Genomic DNA, 26,008 nt, shown 5'->3' with positions numbered 1-26,008 from the left:
GCGGCAACGGCCCGAGGCGACAACCCGCGCGGCGATGTCGGGCCGGGCCGCTAGGGTCTGGGGGTCAGGGCCGGGGAGGGGTGGGGTACGTGGGGTGTGAGCAGGTGTCGGGTTCGCCGGGCGGCGTGGTGCACGCCGAGAGCCGGGAGTTCCTGGCCCGGGAGGGGCTGCCGGCCGCGGGGGCGTTCCTGGAGTTCGGCGCAGTGCGGCCGTTCCCGGCGGACGCGGAGCGGCTGTTCGTCCTCGGGGAGACGGACTACTGCACGCCCTTCGCCGCCCTCGGCAACCTCGTCCTGCTGGACGGGGCGACCGGTGAGGTGTTCCTGGACAACGGCGGCCCGCGACGGGACCTGCTGGCCTCCGACCTGACGGCACTGGCCGGCCTGGTGCGGGAGGTGGAGGCCGTCGCCGAGGCGGCCCGGCGGCCAGAGGCGCTGGACGGACGGCGCGGCCCGGCCGTGGTCGCCGAGGTCGTGGCACGGGCCGAGCAGCGGATGCGGGAGGTCGATCCGGGCCTGTTCGCGCACGGCTCCACTCCGCCCGCGCACTGGGGCACCGCGCTGCTGGTGCACGCGCTGGGCTGGGGTGCGCTGCCGGGCGGTCCGGGCGGTCCCGCGTACGAGGTCGGCCCGGAGCTGGTGGCGGAGCTCGCGGCGCTGACGGACGAGGACGACGGCCCCGGCCGGGTGCACCGCTTCCGGCCCGAGCACCTGCCCGCCGCCCTGGTGCACGAGCCGACCCGGCGGCTGCTGACCGACGTCGGGCTGCCGCTGGGCGGGGCGATGTTCGGGGTGTGCGACGAGCCGCTGGTCACCATGGGCGAGGCGTACCCGGAGTACTTCGACGGCGAGGAGGACCGCCCGTACCAGCGGGACTTCATCGCCCTCGGGGACTGGCCGACGGACCTCACGATCGCCCTGGACGGCGCCACCGGCCGCCTGGAGCTGCCCGACTGGTACGACGACGGCCAGCCCGAGGCGTACCTGAACCGCGACCTGTCCGCCCTGCTCTACGCCCTCTGGACGTACGAACGGCTGCGCGTCGAGTGGGAGCGCTGGGACTACGGCCGGGGCCACGACACCTGGGCGGTGTTCGACCCGCAGTCGCTGCTGAGCACGGTGGTGGACCGGCTGGTGGAGGCCGTCGACCCGGAGGCCTTCGCCTCGCCCGGCTGCTCCTGGCGGCTGCTCGCCGAGGACGGGCACATGGGCGGCATGCTGGGGTGACACCGCTCCCCGCCCGGTCGGCCACTGCGCAGCGACCGGGCCTACGCCGGGCCGATTCTGATCATCCGGAAGGGCGAACAAAAATGCACAGCGATACGGGGGACCTCTACCGCGGCTTCGCGGAGCAAGAGGCCCGCGGCAACTCGGCGGTCTACCAGGACCTGGCCGAACGCGTCGCCGAGGACCGGCAGGTGCGCGCGCTGCTGGACGGACTGCCGGCCGCCAAGCGGCAGCCGAACCTGCTGTTCGGCGCCGTCCGCCACCTGGGCGGCCCGGTGACGGAGGGCTGGCCGGCCTTCCGCGCCTGGGTGACGGCCCACTGGGACGAGGCGTCGGCCACCATACTGGAGCGCCGGACGCAGACCAACGAGTCGGGCCGCTGCGCCACCCTGCTGCCGCTGCTGGCGACGCTGCCGCAGCCGCTCGCGCTGATCGAGGTGGGCGCCTCGGCCGGGCTCTGCCTGTACCCGGACCGGTACCGCTACCGGTACCTGCCGGCCGACGGTGCGGGCGGCGCCCCGGTGGCCGAGTTCGGCGCCGCGGCGAGCCCGGTGACGCTGGACTGCGCGGTGAGCGGGCCGGTGCCGCTCCCCGCGACCCTGCAGGAGCGGCTGCCGGAGGTGGTGTGGCGGGCCGGGATCGACCTCGACCCGCTGGACGTCCGGGCCGAGGAGGACGTGCGCTGGCTGGAGTCGCTGGTCTGGCCGGAGCAGACCCACCGGCTGGACCGGCTGCGCGGCGCCGTGCGGGTCGCCCGCGCCGAGCCTCCGCTGCTGGTGCGCGGTGATCTCAACGCGACGATACGGGAGTTGGCGGCGCAGGTGCCGACGGGGGCCACCCCGGTGGTGTTCCACAGCGCCGTCCTCGCGTACCTGTCGCCGGAAGCGCGGGAGGAGTTCGCGACGACCGTGCGCGAGCTGCCCGGGCACTGGATCTCCAACGAGGCGGTCTCCGTGCTGCCGGCCGTCGCCCGGCGCCTGCCCCGCCCGGCCCCGCCCGGATCCGGGCTGTTCGCGCTCGCCCTGGACGAGCGGCCGGTGGCCTTCACCGGGCCGCACGGGCAGTCGCTGGACTGGTTCGGCGACGCATAGGCGCCGCGGGCGGGGCGGGGCGGGCCGCCGAGGCCCGGCTCTGACGGGCAGTGGCCGGCTCGGCTCGGACGGGAAGCGGCCGCTCGGGCGCGTGGCCGGCTCGGCTCCGGCGGACGCCGGCGAGTCCGGACTTGAAGCTGTCGCAGCGGCAACTTCTACCGTCGTGACCACGGCCGGAAGAACCGGCCCGGTACGACGAACGTGGAACCCGGGAACGGACCCGGGAGCGAGGGGAGGCGGCCATGGCCTGGCCGATCGCGGAAGTGGCCCGGATGTCCGGGGTGACCGCCCGGACCCTGCGGCACTACGACGAGATCGGCCTGCTGCCGCCGGCCCGGATCGGCTCCAACGGCCACCGCTACTACGAGGAAAGGCAGTTGCTGCAGCTGCAGCAGATCCTCGTGCTGCGGGCGCTGGGCGTGGGGCTGCCCGAGATCGCCCGGATCCTGGGCGACCAGGTGGACGAGCTGGACGCCCTGCGGGGCCACCACCGGCGGCTGGTCACCGAACGCGACCGGCTGGACGCCCTGGCCGCCACCGTCTCCCGCACGATCGCCGACCTGGAACACCTTCGGAAGGACGGCACGCCCATGACCATCAATCGCCCCGAGAACCTGTTCGAGGGCATCCGGCCCGCCGACGTCGACGCCAGTCTGCGGGACTTCCCCGAGCACATCGAGGCCACCCGGCGCGCGACGGCCGCGATGAGCCCGGAGGAGATCGAGGCCGGCCAGCGCGAGCGGACCGCACGCATGATCCACCTGGCCGAACTGCTGGCGGCCGGCCACCCGGCCGACGCCGAGCCCGTGCAGAGCACGATCGACGAGGAGTACCGGATGCTCGGCACCCTCCGGCCGGTCCCGGTGGAGGAGTACCTGGCGATCGCCCGTTCCTGCACCGAGAACGACCGGTGGAGCGCCGCTTACGAGGCCATCGCCCCGGGCCTGGCCGCGTACCAGCGGGCCGCCATGGAGGCGTACGCGGCGGCGCGACTGACCTGAGTGCGGCCGGCCACGCCGGGTGAGCCGAACCCGCCGGAGTGGGCCGACCGCTCCGGGTCAGCGGCCCCCTGCAGGGCGCCCTTCCACCGGTCAGCCGGTGGAAGGGCGCCCGGCCGGGTTCGTCCCCCGTCGTCATTCCGTCCGCAGGGCCGTGACCGTCCGGGTCCGGGCCGCCCAGGTGGCGGGGAGGGCGGCGCCGAGCAGGGCCAGCGCCACGCCGCCGAGGACCAGCGGCCCCACCACCGAGGGACCGAACACGCCGAGGTCCGCGTCGGGCACGCCGATCCCGGCGGCGCGGGCCATCGCGGGCATCACCCAGTGGTGCACCGCGACCCCGAGCGGCACCCCTATCAGCCCGGCCACCAGCCCGCTGCCGCAGACCGAGGTGAGCACCATGCCGACGGTCTGCCGGGGCGACATCCCGAGCGCCTTGAGCACCCCGAGGTCGTGCACCCGCTCCCGGGTGTCCAGGAGCACCGTGTTGAGCACCCCGAGCCCCGCGACGGCGGAGAGCAGCAGGGTGAGCACCCCCGCCAGGGTGTTCATCGCCAGCACCACGATGTTGACGTGTTGCTCGCCGGGCTCGGCGCTCAGCCCCATCGGCCGGACCGCGCCGTCGAGCGCGTCGGCGTACGTCTTCGGGTCGGTGCCGGGGGTGAGGTCGATGTGGAAGGCGATCGCCTCGGCGGCGACGGCGCCGCCGAGCGGGGCCAGCGTGGCGCGGTCCACGTACACGAAGTCCTCGGTGGCCAGGACCTCGCCGGTGATCCTCGCTGGGGTGGTGCGCCCGTGGTCGGTGAGCGTCACGGTGTCACCGACCTTCGCCTGGTTGGCGCGGAGGAAGGCCGATCCGACCACGACCTCGCCGGGGCCGCCGAACCAGCGGCCGGAGACCAGTTGATAGCCGGCCCGCGAGACGTCACCGCTGAACGCGACCACCTCGGAGCGGCCGGTGTTCCCGGCCACGGCGGCCTGCGCCGGGACGCTGCTGTACCAGGCCCCGGTCCCCCGGCGGGCATCGATCGCCCGGGCCACGGCCGCCTCGTCCACCTGCTCGGCGGGCTTCGTGCCGCCCTCGATCGGGGCCTGGACCACGACCTTGCCGCCGCGCCCGGCCTCCAGGCCCTCCTGCAGCAGGCCGAGCGAGAGCGTCAGGCCGACGCAGAGGGTGACGCCGGCCGTGCCGAGCACCACCGCGGCCCCCGTGGTCGCCGAGCGGCCCGTCCGGTTGAACGGGCTCGCCAGCCCGAGGCTCAGTGAGCGCGGCACCGGCAGCCGACCTATGCCATGTCGGACCCGCGCCGACAGACCCGGCGCTCCGGCGTCGCCGGGTCCGCCCCGGGCGGCCAGGGCGGCGGCCCGTTTCGCGCCCGGCGCCGTCCGGCCGACAGCGAGCGCCTCCACCGTGCGCAGCCGTCCGGCCCGCAGCGCCGGCACCAGCGCGGTGCCCGTCACGGCGGCCAGGGCCGCCAGCGGGACGGCGAGGTCCACCCAGAACGGGATGCCGAGCAGGCCGCCGCGCAGTGCCTTGCGGGCGATGCCGAGGACCGGTACGGAGAGCACGTTGCCGCCGAGCACGCCGAGCGCCGTGCCGGTGCCGGCCGGGATCAGCGCCTGGCCGACGTAGGCGCGCGCCACTTGGGCCGGGGTGAAGCCCAGGGACTTGAGGATGCCGATCCGCCGGGTGGCGGCGGTGACGGCGCCGCTGACCACGACGCCGATGATCAGCACCGACATGGCGAGGCCGAGCACCCCGAAGGCTGTGACGAACGGAACGAAGGTCGAGGCCGTCCGGTCGGCCTCCTGCTGGGCGGGCCGGTAGGAGGTCGCCCGGACGAGCGCGCCGGCCGGTACCGCGGCGGCGAGCGCGGCGTGGTCGGCCTCCACCTCGGCATCGGTGCCGGCGCGGGCGAAGCGGTAGAGGTACTGGGCGGCGGCCGTGGTGCCCGGCGCGGTCAGCCCGGCGACCTGCTCGGGGGCGATCCAGCCGTCCGCGCTCCAGGAGACGGAGGAGGCGAGGCCGACCACCTTGAGCGTCGGGTGCCCCGGCAGGTCGGGGAACTGCATGCCGTCGCCGACGGCCAGCGGCGAGCGGCCGTCCGGCAGCACCACCTCGCCGGGGCCCGCGACCCAGCGGCCCGTGGTGATCCGCAGACCGTCCAGCGGGCCGTCCTGCGCCCGGCCGACCAGTGTCATCGGCGGGAGCAGGCTGCCGGGCGGCGGCAGCTCGGTGCCCTCCCCCGAGCGCGGCCGGACGGTGACCGCCGGGTACGGGCCGGCCGAGGCCGTGACACCGGGCGCGTGGGCGGACGCGGCGAGCCGGTCGGGACTCGCCGCGGTCGGGTCGTAGAGCACGTTGAGGTGCGCGCCGTGCTGGTCGGTGAAGGACCGCTGGTAGGGGCCCCGGGCGGCGACCAGCAGACCGACCGCGAGGATGCACGCCGTCACGGACATCATCGTGGTGAGCACCATGACCAGGGTCTGCACCCGCTTGCGGCCGACCCCGGCCCGGACCACCTTGCCGAGGGCGCTCATGCGTCCACCCCGCTCCGCTCGCCGGGGGCCGGTACGGCCGCGCTGTCCCGGACCAGGCGGCCGTCGAGCAGTTCGATCGTCCGGTCCGCGCAGGAGTCGGCGAGCCCGGTGTCATGGGTGACCAGAACGATCGTCTGCCCCTCCGCGTTGAGCCCGCGCAGCAGGTCGCGGACGTCGGCGGCCGAGGTGGTGTCCAGCGCGCCGGTGGGTTCGTCGGCCAGCAGCACCGGCGGACGGTTCATCAACGCCCTGGCCACCGCGACCCGTTGGCGTTCGCCTCCGGAGAGCCGGCCGGGGAACGCCCTGGCGTGCCGGGCCACCCCCAGCCGCTCCAGCAGCTCGTCGGCCCTGGCCCGGGCCGGCTCCCGCCGCATCCCGGCGAGCTGGGCCGGGAGCAGCACGTTGTCCTCGACGTTCAGGTCGTCCAGCAGGTTGAAGAACTGGAACACCATGCCGATCCGCCGCCGCCGGAACTCGGCCAGCGCGGCCTCGCCGAGCCCGTGGACGGCCACCCCGTCCACCTCCACCGTGCCCTCGCTCGGGCGGTCGAGGCCGGCGATGAGGTTCAGCAGGGTGGACTTGCCGCTGCCCGAGCGGCCGAGCACGGCCAGCGCCTCGCCCGCCCGCACCTCCAGGTCGAGCCCGGCCAGGGCGGGGCGGGCGGCGTCGGATCGGTCGTACGTCCTGCTGACGCCGCGGATCCGGATGATCGGCGCGTTCACTGGCCCTCCACGGTTCTCGGTCCGGCCCCGGGCGGCCCCGGACCGGCTGACGGGACACGACGCTACGAACCGGCCCGGGGGCCCGGCCAACCGTCTGGACGGCGTCTTGGGGGTGTATCCAGATACACCCCGAACTGGGTGTCCAGGCCTAGAGCGCCGGCCGCCGCGGCCCGGCAGACTGAGCCACCGTAAAGATCGGAACCGGGTCCGCAGGGCCCGCGGGGGCTCCGGGACCGAGGGCTTCGAAGCCCCGGGCGGAGGCTCCGGGACGGCGAGGGGGCGCTTCATGGGTGTGCAGGCGGTGACGGACGTGACGGCCCGGGTGGGCCGGGCCTGCGTCGACGGCGTACGCGCCTGGTACGTGGTGACGCTGGCCGTGACGGGCCTGGTCTCGCTGCTGGCCGGGCCGCTGCTGCTGGCCTCCGCGCTGTTCGGCCCGGAGGAGTCCGGGCGGTTCGGGCCGGGCGGCCCGTTCATCCTGCTGGTCCCGTTCGGAGTGGTCGCCCTCTGGGCGCTCTGCTGGGCCACCGGAGGCGGCGGCCGGGCCGTCGGCGCCGCCCTGTTCGCCCCGGGCGCGCTCGCGGTGATGGCGACGCACCTCTACGGCGGCGCCGCGCCCGGCGGCCGGTCCGTCTCGCTCTGGCTGTCGCCCGCGCTGCTGATGCTCGCGCTGTTCGGCGCGCGCTGGATCGCGGGAGAGAGCAGGCGGGTGGTCGGGAAGTGGAGCGGGCGGCCGGTCCCGGTGCCGTACCACCGCGTGCCCGGCGTCACCGGCCCCTGGCAGCGGCTGCGGGCCGGCGGCTGGCTGGCCGACCCGGCGACCTGGCGTGACCTGCTCTGGGCGCTGCTCACCGGCTTCACGGTGCTGCTCACCGCCGCGGTCGTCGTGCTGACCCCGGTCGCCCTGGAGGTCTTCGGCCGGAACGGGCCGTTCTTCCCGCTCGGCGTGATCTACGTGATGGGCCTGTACGCCGCGCCGGCCGCCGCCCTGTGGGCCGCCCCGTCGGTCCTGCGGATCCACGAGCAGGCCGCCCGGGCCCTGCTCGGGCCCTCCCGGCGGGCCCAACTCGCCAGCCAGGTCAGCCACCTGGCTCGGACGAGGGCGGACACCATCGACGCCGGGGCCGCCGAACTGCGCCGGATCGAGCGGGACCTGCACGACGGGGCGCAGGCCCGGCTGGTGGCCCTCGGCATGCTGCTGACCGTGGCCGAGCAGCTGAAGGACGACCCGGACGCCCTGGCCCCGCTGCTGGCCGAGGCCCGGACGTCCTCGGTGAAGGCGCTGGGCGAGCTGAGGGACCTGGTCCGCGGCATCCACCCCCCGGTGCTCGCCGACCGCGGACTGGCCGACGCGGTGCAGGCGACGGCGCTGGACCTGCCCCTGCCGGTCACCTTCACCGGCACCCTGACCGGCCGGGCACCGGCACCGGTGGAGTCGGCCGCCTACTTCGCGGTCACCGAGCTCCTGGCCAACGTGGTGAAGCACGCGGGCGCCTCGCGCGTCTGGATCGAGATAGGGCACAGTGACGGGCTGTTGCGGATATCGGTCACCGACGACGGGCGCGGCGGCGCCGACCCGTCCCGGGGCACCGGTCTCAGCGGAACCGAACGCCGACTGGCCGCCTTCGACGGAGTGCTCGCGATCAGCAGCCCGTCCGGCGGGCCCACCATCGTGAACCTGGAGATCCCGTGCGCGTTGTCATCGCCGAAGACCTCTTCCTCCTCCGGGACGGCCTGACCCGGCTGCTGGAGGCCAGCGGGATGAAGGTCACCGCGGCGGTCGAGAACGGCGACCAGCTGCTCGCCGCGGTGGCCGCCGACCGGCCCGACATCGCCGTGGTCGACGTCCGGCTGCCGCCGAGCTTCACCGACGAGGGGCTGCGGGCCGCGCTGGCCGCCCGTCAGGCCCACCCCGGCCTGCCCGTCCTGGTGCTGTCGCAGTTCGTGGAGCAGCTGTACGCGCGCGAGCTGCTGGCCGGCAGCACCGGCGGGATCGGCTACCTGCTCAAGGACCGGGTGATGGACGGCGCCCAGTTCATCGACGCCGTCCGACGGGTCTCCCAGGGCGGCACCGCGATGGACCCGGAGGTGATCACCCGGCTGCTCACCCACAACTCCTCGGCCGGCCCGGTCGCCACCCTCTCCCCGCGCGAACGGCAGGTGCTGGCGCTGATGGCGGAGGGCCGCTCCAACGCCGCCATCGCCCAGCAGCTGGTGATCACCGAGCGGGCGGTCGCCAAGCACACCGCGTCGATCTTCGTCCGGCTCGACCTCCAGCCGTCCGACGACGACAACCGCCGGGTGCTGGCCGTCCTGGCCTACCTCAACAACGCCTGAGGGGGGCCGCCGACCACGCCTGAGGGAAGCCGTCCACCGCGTCTGACGGGACCGCCGGCGACACCGCGCCCTCGACCGAGAACCGGCACTTGATCGTTTACCAACAAGTGGTGGGCGGCCCTCCGCTGCAGGGGGGTCGCCCGCCGCCGAACCAGTCATTTAAGCTGGTGAAGTGCTCATCCTTGTTCGCCGTCGCCACGTGGACCTGCTCCGCGTGACCAGCATGTCCTGTCGACGCTCCGGCTGAACCTCGCTCCACCCACCCTCAGGCGGCCCCACCACCCGGCCGCCCCCGCCTCCCGGCTCCCGGAGCACCCGCCGCACCAGGCGTGGCTCCGGCGCCCCCGGTCGACCACCGGACCAGGCCGGGACGAGACCCAGCGGATGTCACACATGACGCAGCAGTACACGCCCGTACCCGAAAACGGCTCCGGCTCCGACCTCGCGGACGCCCTCCCGGTGATCGACCTCTCGCTCGCCGACGGCAGCCCGGAGGAACGCCGCCGCCTGCACGACGAACTCCGCGCCGCGGCCACCGGCGTCGGCTTCTTCCAGCTCGTCGGCCACGGCGTCACCCCCGAGGAGACGGCCGCGCTCGCCCGGGCCATGCGCGCCTTCTTCGCCCTCCCCGAGGCCGACCGGCTCGCCGTGAGCAACCTCAACTCCCCGCACTACCGGGGCTACACCCGCACCGGCGACGAGCGCACCGGCGGCAGCCAGGACTGGCGCGACCAGCTGGACATCGGCGCCGAGCTGCCCCCGCACGTCCCCGGCGCCGGCGAGCCCCCGTACTGGTGGCTGGAGGGCCCCAACCAGTGGCCCGAGGCGCTCCCCGCGCTGCGCACCGCCGCGCTCGGCTGGATCGACCACCTCGGCGGGGTCGCCCGGCGACTGCTGCACGAACTCCTCACCGCGATCGGCGCCCGCCCCGACTTCTACGACGAGGCCTTCGCGGGCCACCCCCACCTGCGCCTCAAGCTTGTCCGCTACCCCGGCACCGCCCCGGACGGCGCCGGCCAGGGCGTCGGCGCCCACAAGGACTACGGCTTCATCACCCTGCTGCTCCAGGACACCGTGGGCGGCCTCCAGGTCGAACGCCAGGACGGCACCTTCCTGGACGTCCCGCCGCTCGCCGGCGCCTTCGTCGTCAACCTCGGCGAGCTGCTGGAGGTGGCCACCGACGGCTACCTGAAGGCCACCAGCCACCGCGTGGTCAGCCCGCCCGGAGCCCGCGAGCGCTTCTCCGTCCCGTTCTTCTACAACCCACGCCTCGACGCCCACATCGCGCCGCTGGACTTCCCGCTCGCCCACCACGCCCCCGGCGCCACCGAGGACCCGGACAACCCCCTCTTCGCCGACTTCGGTCTCAACGAGTGGAAGGGCTACACCCGGGCCCACCCCGAAGTCACCCGCCGCCACCACGCCGCCCTCGCCTGACCGACCGGGGCCACCGGGAAGCCCCGGTGGCCCCGGGTTCGGCCCCGACGAACCGATGGGCCACACCCGGGCGCACTCACCCGCCACCGCCCCGAACGACGGCCCCGGGCGGGCCACCGGGACCCGCACGCAACGCCCCTGCACCAAGCTGCCCCCGGCAGACGGGCGGGGGCATCGCCGTGCCCACCCGCCGCGGACCTCCCCCACCCCTCCGCCCGGCCCCGACAACCGACGACGAGCACCACCACCGACCCGACCGCGCGCCATCCCGGTGGACCCGCGCGGACATCGCCGTGCCCACCCGCCGCGGACCTCCCCCACCCCTCCGCCCGGCCCCGACAGCCGACGACGAGCACCACCACCGACCCGACCGCGCGCCATCCCGGTGGACCCGCTCCGGCCGCACTGTCACACTGCTGCTGTCACAGCAGGAGTGTGCCAGCGCGGGAGGCAGCAGATGGGGGAGCACGGTGCCGGGGCGGGCGAGGTGCGGCTGACGGTGGACGAGTTGGCGGCGCGGGCCGGAGTGACCGTGCGAACCGTGCGGTTCTACGGGACGAAGGGGCTGCTGCCGCCGCCGGAGCTGGGGCCGCGGCGGGTCGGCCTGTACGGCGCGGCGCACCTGGACCGGCTGGGGCTGATCGAGGAGCTGCAGCGGCAGGGGCTGACACTGGCGGCGATCGAGCGGTACCTGGCGCGGCTGCCCGAGGACAGCACGCCGCTGGACCTGGCGATCCACCGGGCGCTGGTGGCGTCCTGGACGCCGGAGGCCGCCGAGGAGCTGGGCCGGGCACAGCTGGAGCGGCGGGCCGGGCAGGGGTTGTCGCCGGCGCAGGTCGAGCGGCTGGCGGCGATGGGCGTGCTGGAGCGGACCGACGACCCGGAGGTGTTCCGGGTGGATCCGGGCCTGCTGCCGCTGGGCGTGCGGATCCTGGACGTGCCGATCCCGCTGGAGACGCTGCTGGCGGCCCGCGAGGTGGTGCTGGAGCACAGCCGGGCGACGGCGCGGGAGTTGCAGCGGCTGTTCCGGGAGACGGTGTGGAAGCCGTACCGGGAGAGCGAGCCGGAGCCGGCGGAGCTGGTCCGGATGAAGGCGCTGACGGACCACATCCAGCCGATGGTGGCGCAGGCCCTGGTCACGGCGTTCCAGCGCTCGCTCCGGGAGGAGCTCGGCGAGGAACTGAACGAGGACCCGAACGAGGAAATGACCCAGGCCCCGGGCGGGTACCCGGGCGAGGAACCCGGCGAGGCCTAGGAGCCCGGGTGGGGCCGCGACGCGCGCGGCCCCACTGGCCCCATCGGCCCCACCCGGCCCCACCCGGCCCCACCCGGCCCCGGGCAGGCTCCCCGGTCAGTCGGTGAACGTCCGGCCCTCCGCCGCAATCCGCTCCAGCAGCGCCGGGGGTGCGAACCGCTCGCCGTACGCGGCGGCGAGTTCGCGGGCGCGGGCCGCGAAGCCGGCCGGGCCGCCCTCGTACCCGTTGATGTACTGGAACACGCCGCCGGTCCAGGCCGGGAAACCGATGCCGAGGATCGAGCCCACGTTGGCGTCGGCGACCGAGGTCAGCACGCCCTCCTCCAGGCAGCGCACCGAGTCCAGGGCCTCGCTGAACAGCATCCGCTCCTTGAGGTCCTCGAAGGGCACCTCGGCCGGGTCAGTTCCGGAACCGGAGCCGGCACCGGAGCCGGAAGCAGCACCGCCGCCGGAGCCGCCGAAGTGCTCCAGCAGCCCGGGCCAGAGCCGCCCGCGCCTGCCGTCCTCGCCGTACTCGTAGAAGCCGGCGCCGCCGCTGCGTCCCGGGCGGCCGAACTCGTCGACCATCCGGTCGACCACCGCGTCCGCCGGGTGCGGGGTCCAGGTGCCGCCGCCGGCCTCGGCCGCACGCCGGTACTCGTCGCGGATCTTGCGCGGCAGGGTGAGGGTGAGCTCGTCCATCAGGGAGAGCACCTTGGCGGGGTAGCCGGCCTGGGCGGCGGCCTGCTCGACGGAGGCCGGGTGGATGCCCTCGCCGACCATGGCGACGCCCTCGTTGATGAACTGGCCGATCACCCGGGACGTGAAGAAGCCGCGCGAGTCGTTGACCACGATCGGGGTCTTGTCGATCTGGCGGACCAGGTCGAAGGCCCGGGCGAGGGCCTCGTCGCCGGTCTGCGGGCCGCGGATGATCTCCACCAGCCGCATCTTGTCGACCGGCGAGAAGAAGTGCAGGCCGATGAAGTCGTCGGTGCGCCGCACGCCTTCGGCGAGCAGGCCGATCGGCAGGGTGGAGGTGTTGGAGCAGAGCAGCGCGTCGGGGGCGACGACGCCCTCGATCTCCTGGAACACCTTGTGCTTGAGCTCGGTGTTCTCGAAGACGGCCTCGATCACCGCGTCGCAGCCGGCCAGGTCGGCGGCGTCGCCGGTGGGGGTGATCCGGGCGAGCAGTTCGTCGCGCTTGGCCTCGGTGGAGCGGCCGCGGGCGACGGCCTTGTTCAACAGGCCTTCGGAGTAGGCCTTCCCGCGCTCGGCGGCCTCGGTGCTGACGTCCTTGAGCACGACCTCGATGCCGGCCTTGGCGCAGGCGTAGGCGATGCCCGCGCCCATCATGCCGGCGCCGAGCACGGCGACCTTGCGGACCAGCCGCTTCTCGACGTCCTTGGGGCGCCCGGCACCGGAGTTGACGGCCTGCATGTCGAAGAACAGCGCCTGGATCATGTTCTTGCTGGTCTGGCCGCAGGCGAGTTCGGTGAAGTAGCGGGCCTCGATCACCATCGCGGTGTCGACGTCCACCTGGGCGCTCTCCACCGCGGCGGCCAGGACGTTGCGCGGGGCCGGGTAGGGCGCGCCGTTCAGCTGCTTGCGCAGGTTGGCCGGGAAGGCGGGCAGGTTGGCGGCGAAGGCCGGGGTCGCGGGGGTGCCGCCGGGGATCTTGTACCCCTTGACGTCCCAGGGCTGGACGGCGGTCGGGTTGGCGTCGATCCAGGCGCGCGCCCGGGTGGTCAACTCCTCCTGGGTGTCGACCAGTTCGTGCACCAGTCCGTGCTCCATCGCCTGCCCGGGGCGGTACTGGCGGCCCTGCAGCAGGAACTTCAGCAGGGCGTCGGTGATGCCGAACAGCCGCACGGTGCGGACGACTCCGCCGCCGCCGGGCAGCAGGCCGAGGGTGACCTCGGGCAGGCCGATCCGGGCGGCCGGGGTGTTCAGCGCGATCCGGTGGTGGCAGGCGAGGGCGATCTCCAGGCCGCCGCCGAGCGCGCTGCCGTTGACGGCGGCGACGACCGGCTTGCCGAGGGTCTCCAGCGTGCGCAGCGAGCGCTTGATCCGCATGGACTTCTCGAAGACGGCCTCGGCGTCCTCGGCGCGGGCGGCGGAGAGCATCCGCAGATCTCCCCCGGCGAAGAAGGTCTTCTTGCCGGAGGTGATCACCACGCCGCGCAGCGCGTCGCCGAGGCCGGCCAGGCGCGCGACGACGGCTTCGAAGTCGGCCGTGAAGGCCTCGTTCATGGTGTTGACGGACTGGGTGGGGTCGTCGAGGACGAGGGTGACCACGCCGTCCTGGTCCTGCTCCCAGCGGATGGTGGTGGTGTCGCTCATGAGTTCAGGGTCTCCGAGGGGATCCGAGGGACGGGGGGTCAGATGCGCTCGACGATGGTGGCGATGCCCATGCCGCCGCCCACGCAGAGGGTGACCAGGCCGTAGCGCAGGTCGCGCCGCTCCAGCTCGTCGATCACGGTGCCGAGCAGCATCGCGCCGGTGGCGCCGAGCGGGTGGCCGAGGGCGATCGCGCCGCCGTTGACGTTCACCTGGTCGTGGCGGAAGCCGAGTTCGCGGACGAAGCGGAGCGCGACGGCGGCGAAGGCCTCGTTGATCTCGACCAGGTCGATGTCGGCGGCGGTGAGCCCGGCCTTGGCGAGCGCCTTGTGGGTGGCCGGGGCGGGGCCGGTGAGCATGATGGTCGGCTCGGAGCCGGAGACGGCGGCGGAGACGATCCGGGCGCGCGGGCGCAGCCCGTACCGCTCGCCGACCTCGCGGCTGCCGATGGCGACGAGGGCGGCGCCGTCCACGATGCCGGAGGAGTTGCCCGCGTGGTGGACGTGGTCGATGGCCTCCACCCAGTGGTACTTCTGCAGGGCGACGGCGTCGAAGCCGCCGGCTTCGCCGATCTGGGCGAAGGAGGGCTTGAGGCCGGCCAGGGTCTCGACGGTGGTGCCGGGGCGGATGAACTCGTCGCGTTCCAGCACGACCAGGCCGTTGCGGTCGCGCACCGGGACGACCGAGCGGTCGAACAGGCCGTCCGCCTGGGCCTTGGCGGCGCGGGCCTGGGACTCGGCGGCGAAGGCGTCCACGTCGGTGCGGGAGAGGCCCTCGATGGTGGCGATCAGGTCGGCGCCGATGCCCTGCGGGACGAAGTTGGTCTCGTAGGCGGTCATCGGGTCGGCGAACCAGGCGCCGCCGTCGGAGGCCATCCTGACCCGGGACATCGACTCCACGCCGCCGGCCAGGATGAGGTCCTCCCAGCCCGAACGGACCTTGGCGGCGGCCAGGTTGACGGCTTCCAGGCCGGAGGCGCAGAAGCGGTTCTCCTGGACGCCGGCGACGGTGTCGGGCAGGCCGGCCGCGACGGCGGCGATCCGGGCGATGTCGGAGCCCTGGTCGCCGATCGGGCTGACCACGCCGAGCACGATGTCGTCGATCGCGGCCGGGTCCAACCCGGGGAAGCGTCGGCGCAGTTCGTGGATCAGGCCGACGACGAGGTCGATCGGCTTGGTGCCGTGCAGCGAGCCGTTGGCCTTGCCCCGGCCGCGCGGGGTGCGGATCGCGTCGTAGACGTACGCTTCGGTGGTCACGATGGGATTTGCCTTTCGGGGCGGGGGGCTTGGCAGGTCAGCCGAGGATGGAGCGGCCCACGATCTCCTTCATGATCTCGGTGGTGCCGCCGTAGATGGTCTGGATGCGGCCGTCGGTGAACGCCCGGGCGACCGGGAACTCGCTCATGTACCCGTAGCCGCCGTGCAGTTGGAGGCACCGGTCGGCGGTGCGCTTCTGCAGTTCGGTGGCCCACCACTTGGCCATCGAGGCGTCGGCCGGGGTGAGCGCGTAGCGGTTGTGCTCGGTGATGCAGCGGTCGACGAAGGTCCGGGTGACGGCGCACTCGGTGGCCAGTTCGGCGATCTCGAAGCGGACGTGCTGCAGCTTGGCGAGCGGCCGGCCGAAGGCCTCGCGCTGCTTGACGTAGTCCGTGGTGATCTCGACCAGGTACTCGGCGCCGGCGATCGCCGAGGCCGCGATGGTGAGCCGTTCCTGGGCGAGGTTCTGCATCAGGTGGACGAAGCCGCCGTTGAGCTCGCCGAGCAGGTTCTCCTTCGGCACCCGGACGTCCTCGAAGAACAACTCGGCGGTGTCCTGGGCCTTCTGGCCGATCTTGTCGAGGTTGCGGCCGCGCTCGAAGCCGGGCATGCCGCGTTCGACGACCAGCAGGCTCAGGCCGCGCGAGCCGCCCTCGGGGGTGGTGCGGGCCACCACGACGACCAGGTCCGCGAGGATCCCGTTGGAGATGAAGGTCTTGGCGCCGTTGAGCAGGAAGTGGTCACCCCGGTCGACCGCCTGGGTGCGGATGCCCTGCAGGTCGGAGCCGGCGCCGGGCTCGGTCATCGCGATCGCGGTGATCAGCTCGCCGGAGCAGAAGCCGGGCAGCCAGCGGCGCTTCTGCTCCTCGGTGGCGAGCGAGGTCAGGTAGGGGCCGATGATGTCGTTGTGCAGGCCGATCGCCAGTCCGGAGGCGCCGGCCCGGGCGAACTCCTCGGCCAGTACGGCGGCGTAGCGGAAGTCCGGGGTGCCACCGCCGCCGAACTCCTCGGGGACGGCGATGCCGAGCAGGCCCTGCCGGCCGGCCGCGAGCCAGGCCGACCGGTCGACGATGCCCGCCTTCTCCCAGCGGTCGTAGTGCGGCAGCACCTCCTTGGCGAGGAACGCCTTGACGGTGGCCCGGAAGTCGTCGTGCTGCTCGGTGAAGATCTCGCGCTGCAACGCTACTCTCCTTGCTCTGCTACGGAGTCGGGGGCCGACGGGCCGAGTGACGGCACGCCCCAGTCGCGGGCCACCTCGGCGGTGTCCGCGCCCGGTCGGGCCGGCGGGCGGCGCAGCGCGCCGGGGGTGGCGGAGAAGCGGGGGGCGGGGGCCGGCTGGGTGACGCCGCCCGCCTCGACGTACGTCCCGCGGGCCGACAGGTGCGCGTCGGCTGCCGCCTGACGCATCGTCAGTACGGGTTCCACGCAGGCGTCGGAGCCGGCGAAGACGGCCTCCCACTCGGCCCTGGTCCGGGTGGCGAAGCGGGCGGCGATCAGGGCGCGCAGCTCGGGCCAGCGGGCGAGGTCGTGCTGGCCGGGCGCGTCCGGGCCAAGCTCCAGCAGTCGGGCGAACTCGGCGTAGAAGCGCGGCTCCAGCGCGCCGACGGCCAGGTGTCCGCCGTCCGCCGTCCGGTAGACCGCGTAGAACGGGGCGCCGCCGTCGAGCAGGTTGACACCCCGGCGGTCCTGCCAGTGCCCGGCCGCGAGCAGGCCCCACAGCATGCTGCCGAGGTGTGCCGCGCCGTCGACGATCGCCGCGTCCACCACCTGGCCGGCGCCGGTGGCCCGGGCGTGGTGCAGCGCGGCGAGCAGGCCGACGACCAGGTAGAGCGAGCCGCCCGCGTAGTCGCCGAGCAGGTTGGCCGGGATGCCCGGCGCCTCCTCGGCACCGCCCGGCGCGGCCACCATCCCCAGCACCCCGGCGACCGCCGCGTACCCGAGGTCGTGCCCGGCGGTGGCGGCCCGGGGGCCGTGCTGGCCCCAGCCGGTCATCCGCCCGTACACCAGCGCCGGATTTCGCGCGAGGCAGTCCCGGGGCCCGACCCCGAGCCGCTCCGCGACGCCCGGCCGGTAGCCCTCGATCAGCAGATCGGCCCGCTCCACCAGGTCCAGCACCAGCCCGGGGCCCTCGGGCGACTTCAGGTCGACCAGCACCGAGCGCTTGTTGCGGTTGCTGAGGTCGTGGGCCGGGTCCGTCCCCAGCGGCGACGGCTCCGGCCGGTCCACCCGCACCACGTCCGCGCCGAGGTCCCCCAGCAGCATCGCCGCGAACGGCCCCGGTCCGATCCCGGCGAGCTCCACCACCCGCACGCCCGCCAACGGGCCGCCCGAGCCCGGTGCACCGCTTGAGTCACGCACTGGCCGCAGAACCCTTCGGGGTTTGACAGTAAAGCTGTAACACTCGCGATGATAGGCAAGCGACCCGCCGGTAACAAGACCTCCGCGCCGGTCCGCGCCACCCCGGGGCCCACCGGCGGAAATTGGCCGGGCGCCTGTCGGTGTAATGGCCTAGTCTGCGTTGCATCCATTACGAAGGACACGAAGAACCACGGGGGAAGCGCCATGACCATCACCGACCGGCCCGCCACCGACCGGCCCGTCACCGATCGGACCTCCACCGACCGGCCCGCCACCGACCGCACGGTCGTCGCCGTCTCCGAGCGGCTGGTGCTCACCCGGCCGCAGGAGGGCGACGCCGAGGCCATGTTCGCCGTGCACGGGGACCCGGAGACCAACCGGTACAACCCGCACGGGCCGCAGCGGGACCTCGCGCAGGCCCAGGAGGCGCTGGACGGCTTCGTGGCGGACTGGGTGCGGGACGGCATCGGGTACTGCGCCGTGTCGACGCGGGACGAGCCGGAGGTGATCATCGGCTTCGCCGGGCTGTACCTGCACACGCTGGACGGGGAGCGGGTGTTCAACCTCTACTACCGGTTCCGGCCGTCCGCCTGGGGCAAGGGCTACGCGGCGGAGGCCGCACGGGCGGCGATGGCGCAGGGGCGCCCGCGGTTCCCGGGGATCCCGGTCGTCGCGCTGATCCGGGCCGACAACCTGCCCTCCCGGCGGCTCGCCGAACGGCTCGGGCTGGTGGCCGACCCGGACGGACGGGTCGACGCCGAGGACCGGCTGATCCACCGGATGGCCTGAGCCGGATGGCCTGAGCCGGACGGACCGAGCCGGACGGACTGAGCCGGACATCCCCCGCCGGGGGGAGCGGGATCACGCCCCGGGCGGAGGACGGGGAGCCGGTCCCGGCGCGACCGTGGGGGCATGAGGATCAACGAGACCGTCGTACGGGCCGGGGCCGCGTGGACGGCGGTGGCGGCGACGGGGCCGTACCTGACGCTCAAGCTGCTCTGGCTGACCGGCCATCCGGTGGGGTCGGACGACCCCGCCGGGATGGACCGGCTCTGGCTGCTGAACCTGCTCACCTTCGGGATGGACGCGATCGCCGTCGCCCTGGCGCTGGCCTTCGTACGGCCGTGGGGGCGGCGGGCCCCGGCCGGGCTGGTGGCGTTCCCGATGTGGGTGGCGACCGGGCTGCTCGGCACCCTCCTCGTGGCGCTGCCGCTGTCCCTGCTGAGCACCCTGGTGCTGGGCCCGGAGCACGGCACCGCGCCGGACGACAAGGGCCTCGGCAGCTGGGTCTTCGTCGTCGTGTACGGCGGGTTCGCGGTGCAGGGCCTCGCGCTGATCACCGCCTTCGCCCTGTACGCCCGGCGGCGGTGGGCCGGGCTGCTCGCGGACCGGATCGGCGACCTGCCGCGCTCCCCCACGCTGGCCGTGCAACGCACCCTCGCCTGCGTCGCCGCGCTGCTCGCCACCGGTGTCGCGACGGCCCGGACGTACTGGTCGCTCGGCGGCACCGCCGGGGTGCCGGCCGCGATGGCGCAGGAGCGGAACCGGGGCGTGGCGGTGATGGACGGGGTGACCGCCGTGATGGCGGTGGCTGCCGCGGCGGCCCTGCTGGTGGTGGTCTTCCGGGTCCGGCCGCGGCGGCGGCTGCTCGGTCCGCTGCTGGTGGCCTGGACGGCGGCCGGCTCGCTGTTCGGCTGGGGCAGCTGGCAACTGGTGGCCTTCGGGGCGACGACGACCCGGGTGACCGAGCTGCGGATGGCGGTGCCCGGGCTGATGCCGCTGGTGCAGGCCGGCCAGGTGGTGACCGCGGTGCTGATGCTGGCCGTCGGGGCGGTCGCGCTGACCGAACGGGGAGCCCGGGCGAGCACCCCTGACGTAGAGTCACCCAGGTGATCACGGGGGCGGGCACGCGGTTGCGGCGTGCGGCGGGGGCGGTGGTCGGGCGGCGGGCCCGGCTGCGCTGGGTGCACCTGGTGCTGGGCGGCGCGCTGCTGATGCCGTACTGGCTGCTGTCGGTGGTGCTGCTCGGGGCGCTCAACCCCGAGCAGGGCAACGCCCGGCAGGCGCTGCTGCAGTTCCTCTCCCTGTTCACCTCGCTGCCGATGGCCGCCGTCACCGCGCTGGTGCCCACGGTCCGGGGGCTGGAGGGCGCGGCCGCCCGGGCGCTGTGCACAGCCGAACGGTCCGAGGAGCTGGCCACCGGCCCGGCCCGCACCTGGCCGGCCCGGTGGCGCACCGCGGTCTGGTACGTGCTGCACGTGTTCTTCGGCGGGGTGGTCGCCGGGATGACGCTGGCCGGGGTGCCGTTCGCCGTGGTGCTGATGTTCTCCTTCGGCGGGGCCGAGGACCTCGTCCGCTTCTGGGAGGACCGCTTCCCGGGCTGGATGTTCACCGGCCCCACCCTCGGCCTCGCCGTCCTGTTGCTGGTGCTGCTCGCCAACGCCGGCTGCGGAGCCCTGCTCGCCCGCTGGGCGCCCGCCCTGCTCGGCCCGACCCCGGAGGAGCGGCTCGCCGCCGTCGAGCGCCGGGCCACCGTGCTCGCCCAACGAAACCGGCTGGCCCGCGAGTTGCACGACTCGGTCGGGCACGCGCTGAGCGCCGTCGGCATCCAGGCCTCGGCGGCCGCCCGGGTGCTGCGGACCAACCCCGACTTCGCCGCCGAGGCCTTGCAGGCGATCGAGGAGACCGCGCGGGCGGCCGTCAGCGAACTCGACACCGTGCTCGGCCTGCTGCGCGAGGAGGACCCGGAGGCCGCCGGACCGGCCGGGCCCACCCTCGCCGGGCTGGACGACCTGCTGCGCCAACTCGCCCGCACCGGGGTGACGGTGGACGCCGACCTGGCCCCCGGCCTGGCCGCCCTGCCGGCCCCGGTCTCCCGCGAGGCCTACCGGATCGTGCAGGAGGGCCTGACCAACGTGCTGCGGCACGCCGGACCGGCCCCGGCCGGGCTGCGGGTCGGGCTGGCCGCCGGCCGACTGGAGATCGAACTGACCAACCCGCTGGGCCCCGCCCGTCCGAGCCGACCCGGCGGCGGGCGCGGGCTGCGCGGAATCGGGGAGCGCGCAGCCGCCCTGCGGGGCGGCAGCACGGTGGGGCCGAGCGCGGACGGCACGACGTGGCGGCTGGCCGTGTGGCTGCCGGTGGGAGGGACCGCATGACGAACGACGGGAACGGCATGGGCAGCGGAATGGGGAGCGGCACGGACGGCCTGACGAACGGCGGCACCGACGGCATCCGGGTGGTGATCGCCGACGACGAACGGCTGGTCCGGATGGGTCTGCGGGTGGTGATCGACGCCGAGCCGGACCTCACCGTGGTCGGCGAGGCAGCCGACGGCGCGGAGGTCGTCCCGCTGGTGCGCGAGCTGCGGCCGGACGTCGTGCTGATGGACGTCCGGATGCCCGGCATCAACGGGATCCGGGCCACCGAGCAGCTGGTCGGCGGGATGGCCGAGCCGCCGAGGATCCTGGTGGTCACCACCTTCGAGCACGACGACCACGTGTACGACGCGCTGCGCGCGGGCGCGGCCGGGTTCCTGCTGAAGCGGGCCCGGGCCGAGGAGATGGTGCAGGCGGTACGGCTGGTCGCACGCGGGGACTCGCTGCTCTTCCCGGCGGCCGTCCGCGAACTCGCGGTGCGGCACGGCAACGACCGCCGGCGGGAGGCCGGCGCCGACCGGGGGCCGATCGGGCGGCTGACCGAACGGGAGGGGCAGGTGCTGCGGCTGATGGCCACCGGGCTCAACAACGGCGAGATCGCCGCCCGGCTGGTGGTGAGCCAGGAGACGGTGAAGACGCACGTCGGCAGCGTGCTCGCCAAGCTCGGTGCGCGGGACCGCACCCAGGCGGTCATCGCGGCGTACGAGTCGGGGTTCGTGCTGCCGGGCTGAACACCCGCAGGCGGGCGCGGGAGCCCACCGGAGGTCCGCGGGCATCGCACACGGGTTCCACCCCGCCGGTACCGGCGAGTAGAGTGCGACCTTCCCCTCAGCCGTCCGATACCTCCCGTATCGCCTGAAACGAACTGGTGGCCGCATGACAGTCCGGACCCGACCCGCGCTGTGGTGGCGCATGGGAATCGTGCTCTCGGCAGGCCTCGGCCTGACCCTCGGAACGGCACCGCTGGTGTACTTCACCGTGCAGAGCAACGTGATCGTGCTCGGCTACTTCATCGGAGCGGTGTACTGGATGGACCGGCGCGGCACCGTGGACGCGCCCGCGCCCCGGCTGCGCGGCGCAGCCACGCTGTACATCCTGATCACCGGGCTGGTCTCGCACGTCCTGCTGCAGCACGGCGCCAACCCGCTGCCCGGCCTGGTCAGCGGGCCGGACCGGCTGGCGAACTGGTCGTCCTTCTTCCTGCACTACGTGACGCCGGTGATGGTGATCGTCGACTGGCTGGTCCTGAAGCCGCGCAACGCGGCGGCCTGGAAGGACATACCGCTCTGGCTGGCCTTCCCGCTCGGCTACGCGGCGATCGTGCTCACCCGCAACGCGCTGTTCGACGACTACCCGCTGCCCTACCCGTACTTCTTCTTCGACCCGACCACCAAGGGCTACGGCTACGTCTGGGGGCAGATCGCCCAGCTGACCGTCGAGTTCGTCGTGCTCGCCGCCCTCGTCGTCGGGCTGGACCGGCTCGGGACACTGGTCGCGGGCAGACTGCGCCCCGCGCCGCAGCCGTAGCGCCGCAGCCGCAGCCGCAGCGCCGGGTCCCGGCACCGGGGGCGGTGCCGGGACCGGCACCCGGAGCGACCGCCCGCGCGTCTCACGCCGCGGGCGCGTCCTCCGGGAGCGGGGCGTCGGAGCCGGCTCCGCACCCCGGTGTTCACTCCCGACGAGCCGGCCGCGCTCGGGGCTCCGCGCTGAGCACAGCCCGCCGGGTGCTCGCCGGGGACGCCCGGGCCGACCAGGACGCCCAGGACGCCCAGGACGCCCGGGCCGACCAGGACGCCCAGCAGCAGCGTTGGCGGCCGCAACCGTCCCCGCTACATCGGATCCACCGCCCGCAGGTCGCCGTCCAGCTCCAGCCACCTGGTCACGCCCAGGCCGCGCAGGAACGGCAGGTCGTGGCTGGCCACGATCAGCGCGCCCCGGTAGGCGGCCAGCGCCTGGGTGAGCTGGCGGACGCTGGCGAGGTCCAGGTTGTTGGTCGGCTCGTCGAGCAGCAGCAGCTGCGGCGGCGGGTCGGCCAGCAGCAGGGCGGCCAGGGTCGCGCGGAACCGCTCGCCACCGGAGAGGGTGGCGGCCGGCTGGTCGGCCCTGGCTCCGCGGAACAGGAACCGGGCGAGCCGGGCGCGGATCGCGTTGTCCCCCGCGGCGGGGGCGAACAGCTTGACGTTCTCCACCACGCTGAGTTTCTCGTCCAGCAGGTCGAGCCGCTGCGGGAGGTGCCGCAGCGACACCGGAGCGGTGATCTGCCCTTCCAGCGGGGCGAGTTCGCCCGCGATGGTGCGCAGCAGGGTGGACTTGCCGGCCCCGTTGCGGCCGACCAGGGCGATCCGCTCCGGCCCGCGCAGGTCGAGCTCGGCGGTGATGCCGTGCGGCAGCCGGACCTTCTGCAGGGTGAGCACCGTGCGCCCGGCCGGGACTTCGGTGCGCGGCAGGTCGATCCGGATCTCGGCGTCGTCCCGGACGGCCTCCTCGGCCTCGGTGAGCCGCGCCTTGGCCTCCTCCAGCCGCTCGGTGTGCATGCCCTGGAGCCGGCCCGCCGTCTCCTGGCCCTTGCGCTTGAGCATGCCCCGGAAGATGTGCGGGTCGTTGCGGGTGACCGAGCGCTTCTTGCCGTACGCGACGCTGCGGTCCAGCCGGGACCGGGCGTCGACCAGGTCCCGCTTCTGACGCTGGACGTCGGCCTCGGCGCTGCGCAGCAGCCGCTCCGCCGTCTCCTGCTGGGCGGCGAGGGTGCGCTCGTAGGCGTCGAAGTTGCCGCCGTACCAGGTGACTTCGCCGCCCCGGAGGTCGGCGATCTGGTCGACGTGCTGCAGCAGCTCGCGGTCGTGGCTGACGATCAGCATCACGCCGTGCCAGCCGGCCACCGTCTCGTAGAGCCGCTCGCGGGCGGCCCGGTCGAGGTTGTTGGTGGGCTCGTCCAGCAGCAGGACGTCGGGGCGGGCCATCAGCAGGGCGGCCAGTCGCAGCAGCACCGCCTCGCCGCCGGAGAGTTCGCCGGTGGTGCGGTCGAGGCCGAGGCGGCGCAGGCCGAGCCGGTCGAGCGTGGCGCGGGCGCGCTCCTCGACGTCCCAGTCGTCGCCGACGGCGTCGAAGTGCCGCTGGTCGGTGTCACCGGACTCGATGGCGTGCAGGGCCTCGCGGGCGGCCCGGATGCCGAGCGCCTCGTCCACCCGCAGGGAGGTGTCGAGCGTCAGGCCCTGGGGCAGGTAGCCGAGTTCGCCGTCGACCCGGACGGTGCCGCCGGTCGGGGTGAGGTCGCCGGCGATCAGCCGCAGCAGGGTGGACTTGCCGGCGCCGTTGAGCCCGATCAGGCCGGTGCGGCCGGGGCCGACGGCGAGGTGGAAGCCGCTCAGGACGGGCTTGCCGTCGGGCCAGTCGAACGCGAGGTCGGTGCAGAGGACGGCGGTGGTGGGTTGTGCCATGGAGGCCTCCCGAAGGTGGTTGCCGAAGGGGTGATGAGCAACACGGGGAGACACCGCGGGTGCGGGGACCGGTACGGCCGGCGGGGACGAGAAGGGGTGGCGTCACACCGACGATCGCCGCGGATCACAGAGGATCACGGAGCATCGATCGTGGGGGATCGCGGATCGCCACCGGGCCGTGACTGAGGTCGCACACTCGCGCACCACGCGGCAACAGTGCCTGCGCGGCGGGGCGGTGTCCCGGAGCCTCAGTAGATCAACGGCCTACTCCTTGTCTGGTTGGCGACCCGGACCACGCTAGGCACGCCACGGGAGGCGTGCAACCGGTTTTCCGGTCCCGACGGAGGCTCCGTGCCGATCCCGTAGCGATCCGGTGACAGCTTCGTCCCGGTCGGGGGTGGGTGTAAGGAGATCCTCATCCGCATGGCAGACTCCTCACCTGCCATACACGCGGCCCCGGGCCGCGCCCGAGGAGAAGGGCCGTATGGCGGAAGTCAACAGGGGGATTTGAACTCATGTCACCGATATCCCGGCCGAGCCGTGCCGTCCTGGGTGCCTCCGTCGCCGCGCTGACCATGGTGGTCGCGACCGCGTGCGGACCGGACAACAGCGACCCGGTGACCGGAGCCCAGACCACGGCTCCCTCGGTCGCGGCCAGCGCCTCCGGCAAGCCGGGCGCGGCGCCGATCAAGCTCCCGACGCTCGACGAGCTGAAGACCTGGAAGCTTGAGGACTGGGACAAGTGGGCCCAGGCGAACGTCATCACCCCGGCGGTCAAGGGCTACTGGACCCTGCAGAAGCTGCTGGACGCCAAGCCGAAGCCGCTGCCGCAGGCCCCCGGCCAGGACCCGACGCAGGCGCCCGCCCAGCCGACCGCGCAGCCCACCAGTGCCGCCCCGGCCCAGCCCACCGCCGCGCAGCCGCCGACCGGCCCGGACCAGATGCCCGCCGTGGTCCCGGCGAAGCCCGTCGCGCACCCGTTCCCGAAGAACATGCACGTCAACGGCAAGATCTTCTTCAAGGACGGCAACGAGGACTACGTGTGCTCCGGCACCGTCGTCTCCGACCCGGCCAACCCGGGCAAGAGCAACCTGGTGTGGACCGCGAGCCACTGCCTGCACGGCGGCAAGGGCAACAAGTACTACACCGACATCACCTTCGCCCCGGCCTTCAACAGCAACGGCGTGCTGAGCAACGGCAACAAGCAGAAGTCCAAGCTGGACGACGCCGAGCCGTACGGCGAGTGGGGCGCGACCGCCGGCATGGTCTCCCCGCAGTGGACCGGCGAGGCCGACCCGGAGCACGGCGGCCCGTGGAGCCAGTACGACTTCGGCATCATCAAGGTCGCCAACCCCGACCCGAACGGCAAGTCGCTGGAGGAGACCGTCGGCGGCTCGGTGCCGCTGTGGTTCAACGCCCCGCGCGACCAGATCGCCTCCGTCGCCAACTACGGCTTCCCGGAGGGCAAGCCCTTCGACGGCGTCGAGCTGGAGCACTGCGACGGCGGCAAGCCGTCCAAGAAGACCGGCGACCCGAGCCGTCCCGCGATGCTGCTGATCGGCTGCAACATGACCGGCGGCAGCAGCGGCGGCGGCTGGTTCGCGACCAAGGACGGCAAGCCGGCTCTGGTCAGCGACACCTCCATCGGCAACGGCGCGAACACCTACGAGGCCGGTCCGTACCTGGAGGACGTGGCCCAGCACATGTTCGAGTACTTCTCGAAGAAGGCCAAGTGATCCACGGGGGATGATCCCCACCGGTCCCGGGGGGCGCGGGGGGCCCCCCCCCGGGCCCCCCGGGGTTTTCCCGGTGGGCCCCCCCCCGCTTAAAAAACGCCCCCACAAGAGCGCGCCACCCCGAGTTAAAGACCACACCCCCC

General features: G+C 74.1%; 20 protein-coding genes. 13 read left to right on the top strand and 7 right to left on the bottom strand.

Translation table 11 applies throughout. From position 1 onward, the window contains the following. The first annotated feature begins 104 nt into the window (after positions 1-104). From ACIRST_RS32680 to ACIRST_RS32670, 3 genes are all read left to right on the top strand, one after another. On the top strand, positions 105-1,226 hold the full coding sequence (locus ACIRST_RS32680) for an SUKH-4 family immunity protein (protein ID WP_402806818.1): 1,122 nt from the start codon (positions 105-107) through the stop codon (positions 1,224-1,226). Positions 1,227-1,309: 83 nt separating this feature from the next. Further along, a complete protein-coding gene (locus tag ACIRST_RS32675; RefSeq protein WP_402806816.1) occupies positions 1,310-2,317 on the top strand; it encodes a DUF2332 domain-containing protein in 1,008 nt (335 codons plus the stop codon). Positions 2,318-2,559: 242 nt separating this feature from the next. After that, positions 2,560-3,318 carry a MerR family transcriptional regulator gene (locus tag ACIRST_RS32670; protein WP_402806813.1) on the top strand — a complete coding sequence of 253 codons (759 nt, stop codon included), beginning with the start codon at positions 2,560-2,562 and terminating at the stop codon, positions 3,316-3,318. A 132-nt stretch (positions 3,319-3,450) separates the two neighbouring features. Here the strand turns inward: ACIRST_RS32670 and ACIRST_RS32665 are convergent, their stop codons facing one another. Together ACIRST_RS32665 and ACIRST_RS32660 are read right to left on the bottom strand one after the other, a co-directional pair. Next, the gene (locus tag ACIRST_RS32665) at positions 3,451-5,853 is read right to left on the bottom strand and encodes an FtsX-like permease family protein (protein ID WP_402806810.1); all 2,403 of its coding nucleotides are present in this window, start codon (positions 5,851-5,853) and stop codon (positions 3,451-3,453) included. Further along, positions 5,850-6,575 (bottom strand): ABC transporter ATP-binding protein, encoded by a 726-nt coding sequence (locus tag ACIRST_RS32660; protein WP_402806807.1) that lies wholly within the window; start codon positions 6,573-6,575, stop codon positions 5,850-5,852. The genes ACIRST_RS32665 and ACIRST_RS32660 overlap by 4 nt, the downstream gene beginning before the upstream one ends. Before the next feature lie 286 nt (positions 6,576-6,861). Here ACIRST_RS32660 and ACIRST_RS32655 point away from each other — a divergent pair, with 286 nt between their 5' ends. The 4 genes from ACIRST_RS32655 to ACIRST_RS32640 all read left to right on the top strand — a co-directional run bounded on the left by ACIRST_RS32655 (position 6,862) and on the right by ACIRST_RS32640 (position 11,604). Then, positions 6,862-8,313 carry a histidine kinase gene (locus ACIRST_RS32655; RefSeq protein ID WP_350524347.1) on the top strand — a complete coding sequence of 484 codons (1,452 nt, stop codon included), beginning with the start codon at positions 6,862-6,864 and terminating at the stop codon, positions 8,311-8,313. Next, positions 8,265-8,912 (top strand): response regulator transcription factor, encoded by a 648-nt coding sequence (locus tag ACIRST_RS32650; RefSeq protein ID WP_350524348.1) that lies wholly within the window; start codon positions 8,265-8,267, stop codon positions 8,910-8,912. Before ACIRST_RS32655 ends, ACIRST_RS32650 begins: the two co-directional genes overlap by 49 nt. Before the next feature lie 393 nt (positions 8,913-9,305). After that, complete coding sequence (locus tag ACIRST_RS32645) at positions 9,306-10,349, top strand: 2-oxoglutarate and iron-dependent oxygenase domain-containing protein (protein WP_350524349.1); 1,044 nt, start codon at positions 9,306-9,308, stop codon at positions 10,347-10,349. 457 nt (positions 10,350-10,806) lie between these two features. Then, positions 10,807-11,604 carry a MerR family transcriptional regulator gene (locus tag ACIRST_RS32640; RefSeq protein ID WP_402806802.1) on the top strand — a complete coding sequence of 266 codons (798 nt, stop codon included), beginning with the start codon at positions 10,807-10,809 and terminating at the stop codon, positions 11,602-11,604. Positions 11,605-11,700: 96 nt separating this feature from the next. Here ACIRST_RS32640 and ACIRST_RS32635 read toward each other — a convergent pair whose 3' ends face one another. From ACIRST_RS32635 to ACIRST_RS32620, 4 genes are read right to left on the bottom strand one after another with little or no spacing between them, the layout of a single operon-like run. Further along, positions 11,701-13,923: a 3-hydroxyacyl-CoA dehydrogenase NAD-binding domain-containing protein gene (locus ACIRST_RS32635; RefSeq protein WP_350524351.1), complete on the bottom strand. Its 2,223-nt coding sequence runs from the start codon at positions 13,921-13,923 to the stop codon at positions 11,701-11,703. 38 nt (positions 13,924-13,961) lie between these two features. Beyond that, positions 13,962-15,176, bottom strand: coding sequence for an acetyl-CoA C-acetyltransferase (locus tag ACIRST_RS32630; RefSeq protein WP_350524352.1), 1,215 nt, complete (start codon positions 15,174-15,176; stop codon positions 13,962-13,964). A 37-nt stretch (positions 15,177-15,213) separates the two neighbouring features. Further along, positions 15,214-16,356 (bottom strand): acyl-CoA dehydrogenase family protein, encoded by a 1,143-nt coding sequence (locus tag ACIRST_RS32625; RefSeq protein ID WP_402806797.1) that lies wholly within the window; start codon positions 16,354-16,356, stop codon positions 15,214-15,216. 2 nt (positions 16,357-16,358) lie between these two features. Then, on the bottom strand, positions 16,359-17,543 hold the full coding sequence (locus ACIRST_RS32620; RefSeq protein WP_402806930.1) for a CaiB/BaiF CoA transferase family protein: 1,185 nt from the start codon (positions 17,541-17,543) through the stop codon (positions 16,359-16,361). Positions 17,544-17,738: 195 nt separating this feature from the next. Here ACIRST_RS32620 and ACIRST_RS32615 point away from each other — a divergent pair, with 195 nt between their 5' ends. The 5 genes from ACIRST_RS32615 (at position 17,739) to ACIRST_RS32595 (ending at position 22,219) form a co-directional block, all read left to right on the top strand. After that, positions 17,739-18,323 carry a GNAT family N-acetyltransferase gene (locus tag ACIRST_RS32615; RefSeq protein ID WP_402806795.1) on the top strand — a complete coding sequence of 195 codons (585 nt, stop codon included), beginning with the start codon at positions 17,739-17,741 and terminating at the stop codon, positions 18,321-18,323. A gap of 123 nt (positions 18,324-18,446) precedes the next feature. Next, positions 18,447-19,427, top strand: coding sequence for a hypothetical protein (locus ACIRST_RS32610; protein WP_350524355.1), 981 nt, complete (start codon positions 18,447-18,449; stop codon positions 19,425-19,427). Continuing rightward, positions 19,424-20,692, top strand: a complete 1,269-nt coding sequence (locus tag ACIRST_RS32605; RefSeq protein WP_350524356.1) for a histidine kinase — start codon at positions 19,424-19,426, stop codon at positions 20,690-20,692. The genes ACIRST_RS32610 and ACIRST_RS32605 overlap by 4 nt, the downstream gene beginning before the upstream one ends. A gap of 17 nt (positions 20,693-20,709) precedes the next feature. After that, positions 20,710-21,423, top strand: coding sequence for a response regulator transcription factor (locus tag ACIRST_RS32600; RefSeq protein ID WP_350524389.1), 714 nt, complete (start codon positions 20,710-20,712; stop codon positions 21,421-21,423). Between the two features lie 145 nt (positions 21,424-21,568). After that, complete coding sequence (locus tag ACIRST_RS32595; RefSeq protein ID WP_402806791.1) at positions 21,569-22,219, top strand: Pr6Pr family membrane protein; 651 nt, start codon at positions 21,569-21,571, stop codon at positions 22,217-22,219. A 302-nt stretch (positions 22,220-22,521) separates the two neighbouring features. On the opposite strand, the gene ACIRST_RS32590 is transcribed toward ACIRST_RS32595, so the two are convergent. Next, complete coding sequence (locus ACIRST_RS32590) at positions 22,522-24,129, bottom strand: ABC-F family ATP-binding cassette domain-containing protein (RefSeq protein ID WP_402806788.1); 1,608 nt, start codon at positions 24,127-24,129, stop codon at positions 22,522-22,524. A gap of 515 nt (positions 24,130-24,644) precedes the next feature. On the opposite strand from ACIRST_RS32590, the gene ACIRST_RS32585 reads away from it, so the two are divergent. Further along, positions 24,645-25,865 carry a trypsin-like serine peptidase gene (locus ACIRST_RS32585; protein ID WP_402806786.1) on the top strand — a complete coding sequence of 407 codons (1,221 nt, stop codon included), beginning with the start codon at positions 24,645-24,647 and terminating at the stop codon, positions 25,863-25,865. The last annotated feature ends 143 nt before the right edge of the window (positions 25,866-26,008 follow it).

This window comes from Kitasatospora sp. NPDC101447, from assembly GCF_044767225.1.
Classification (GTDB): Bacteria; Actinomycetota; Actinomycetes; order Streptomycetales; family Streptomycetaceae; genus Kitasatospora.
Note: the sequence above shows the minus strand (reverse complement) of the source record. Positions and strands in the feature narration are given on the sequence as shown.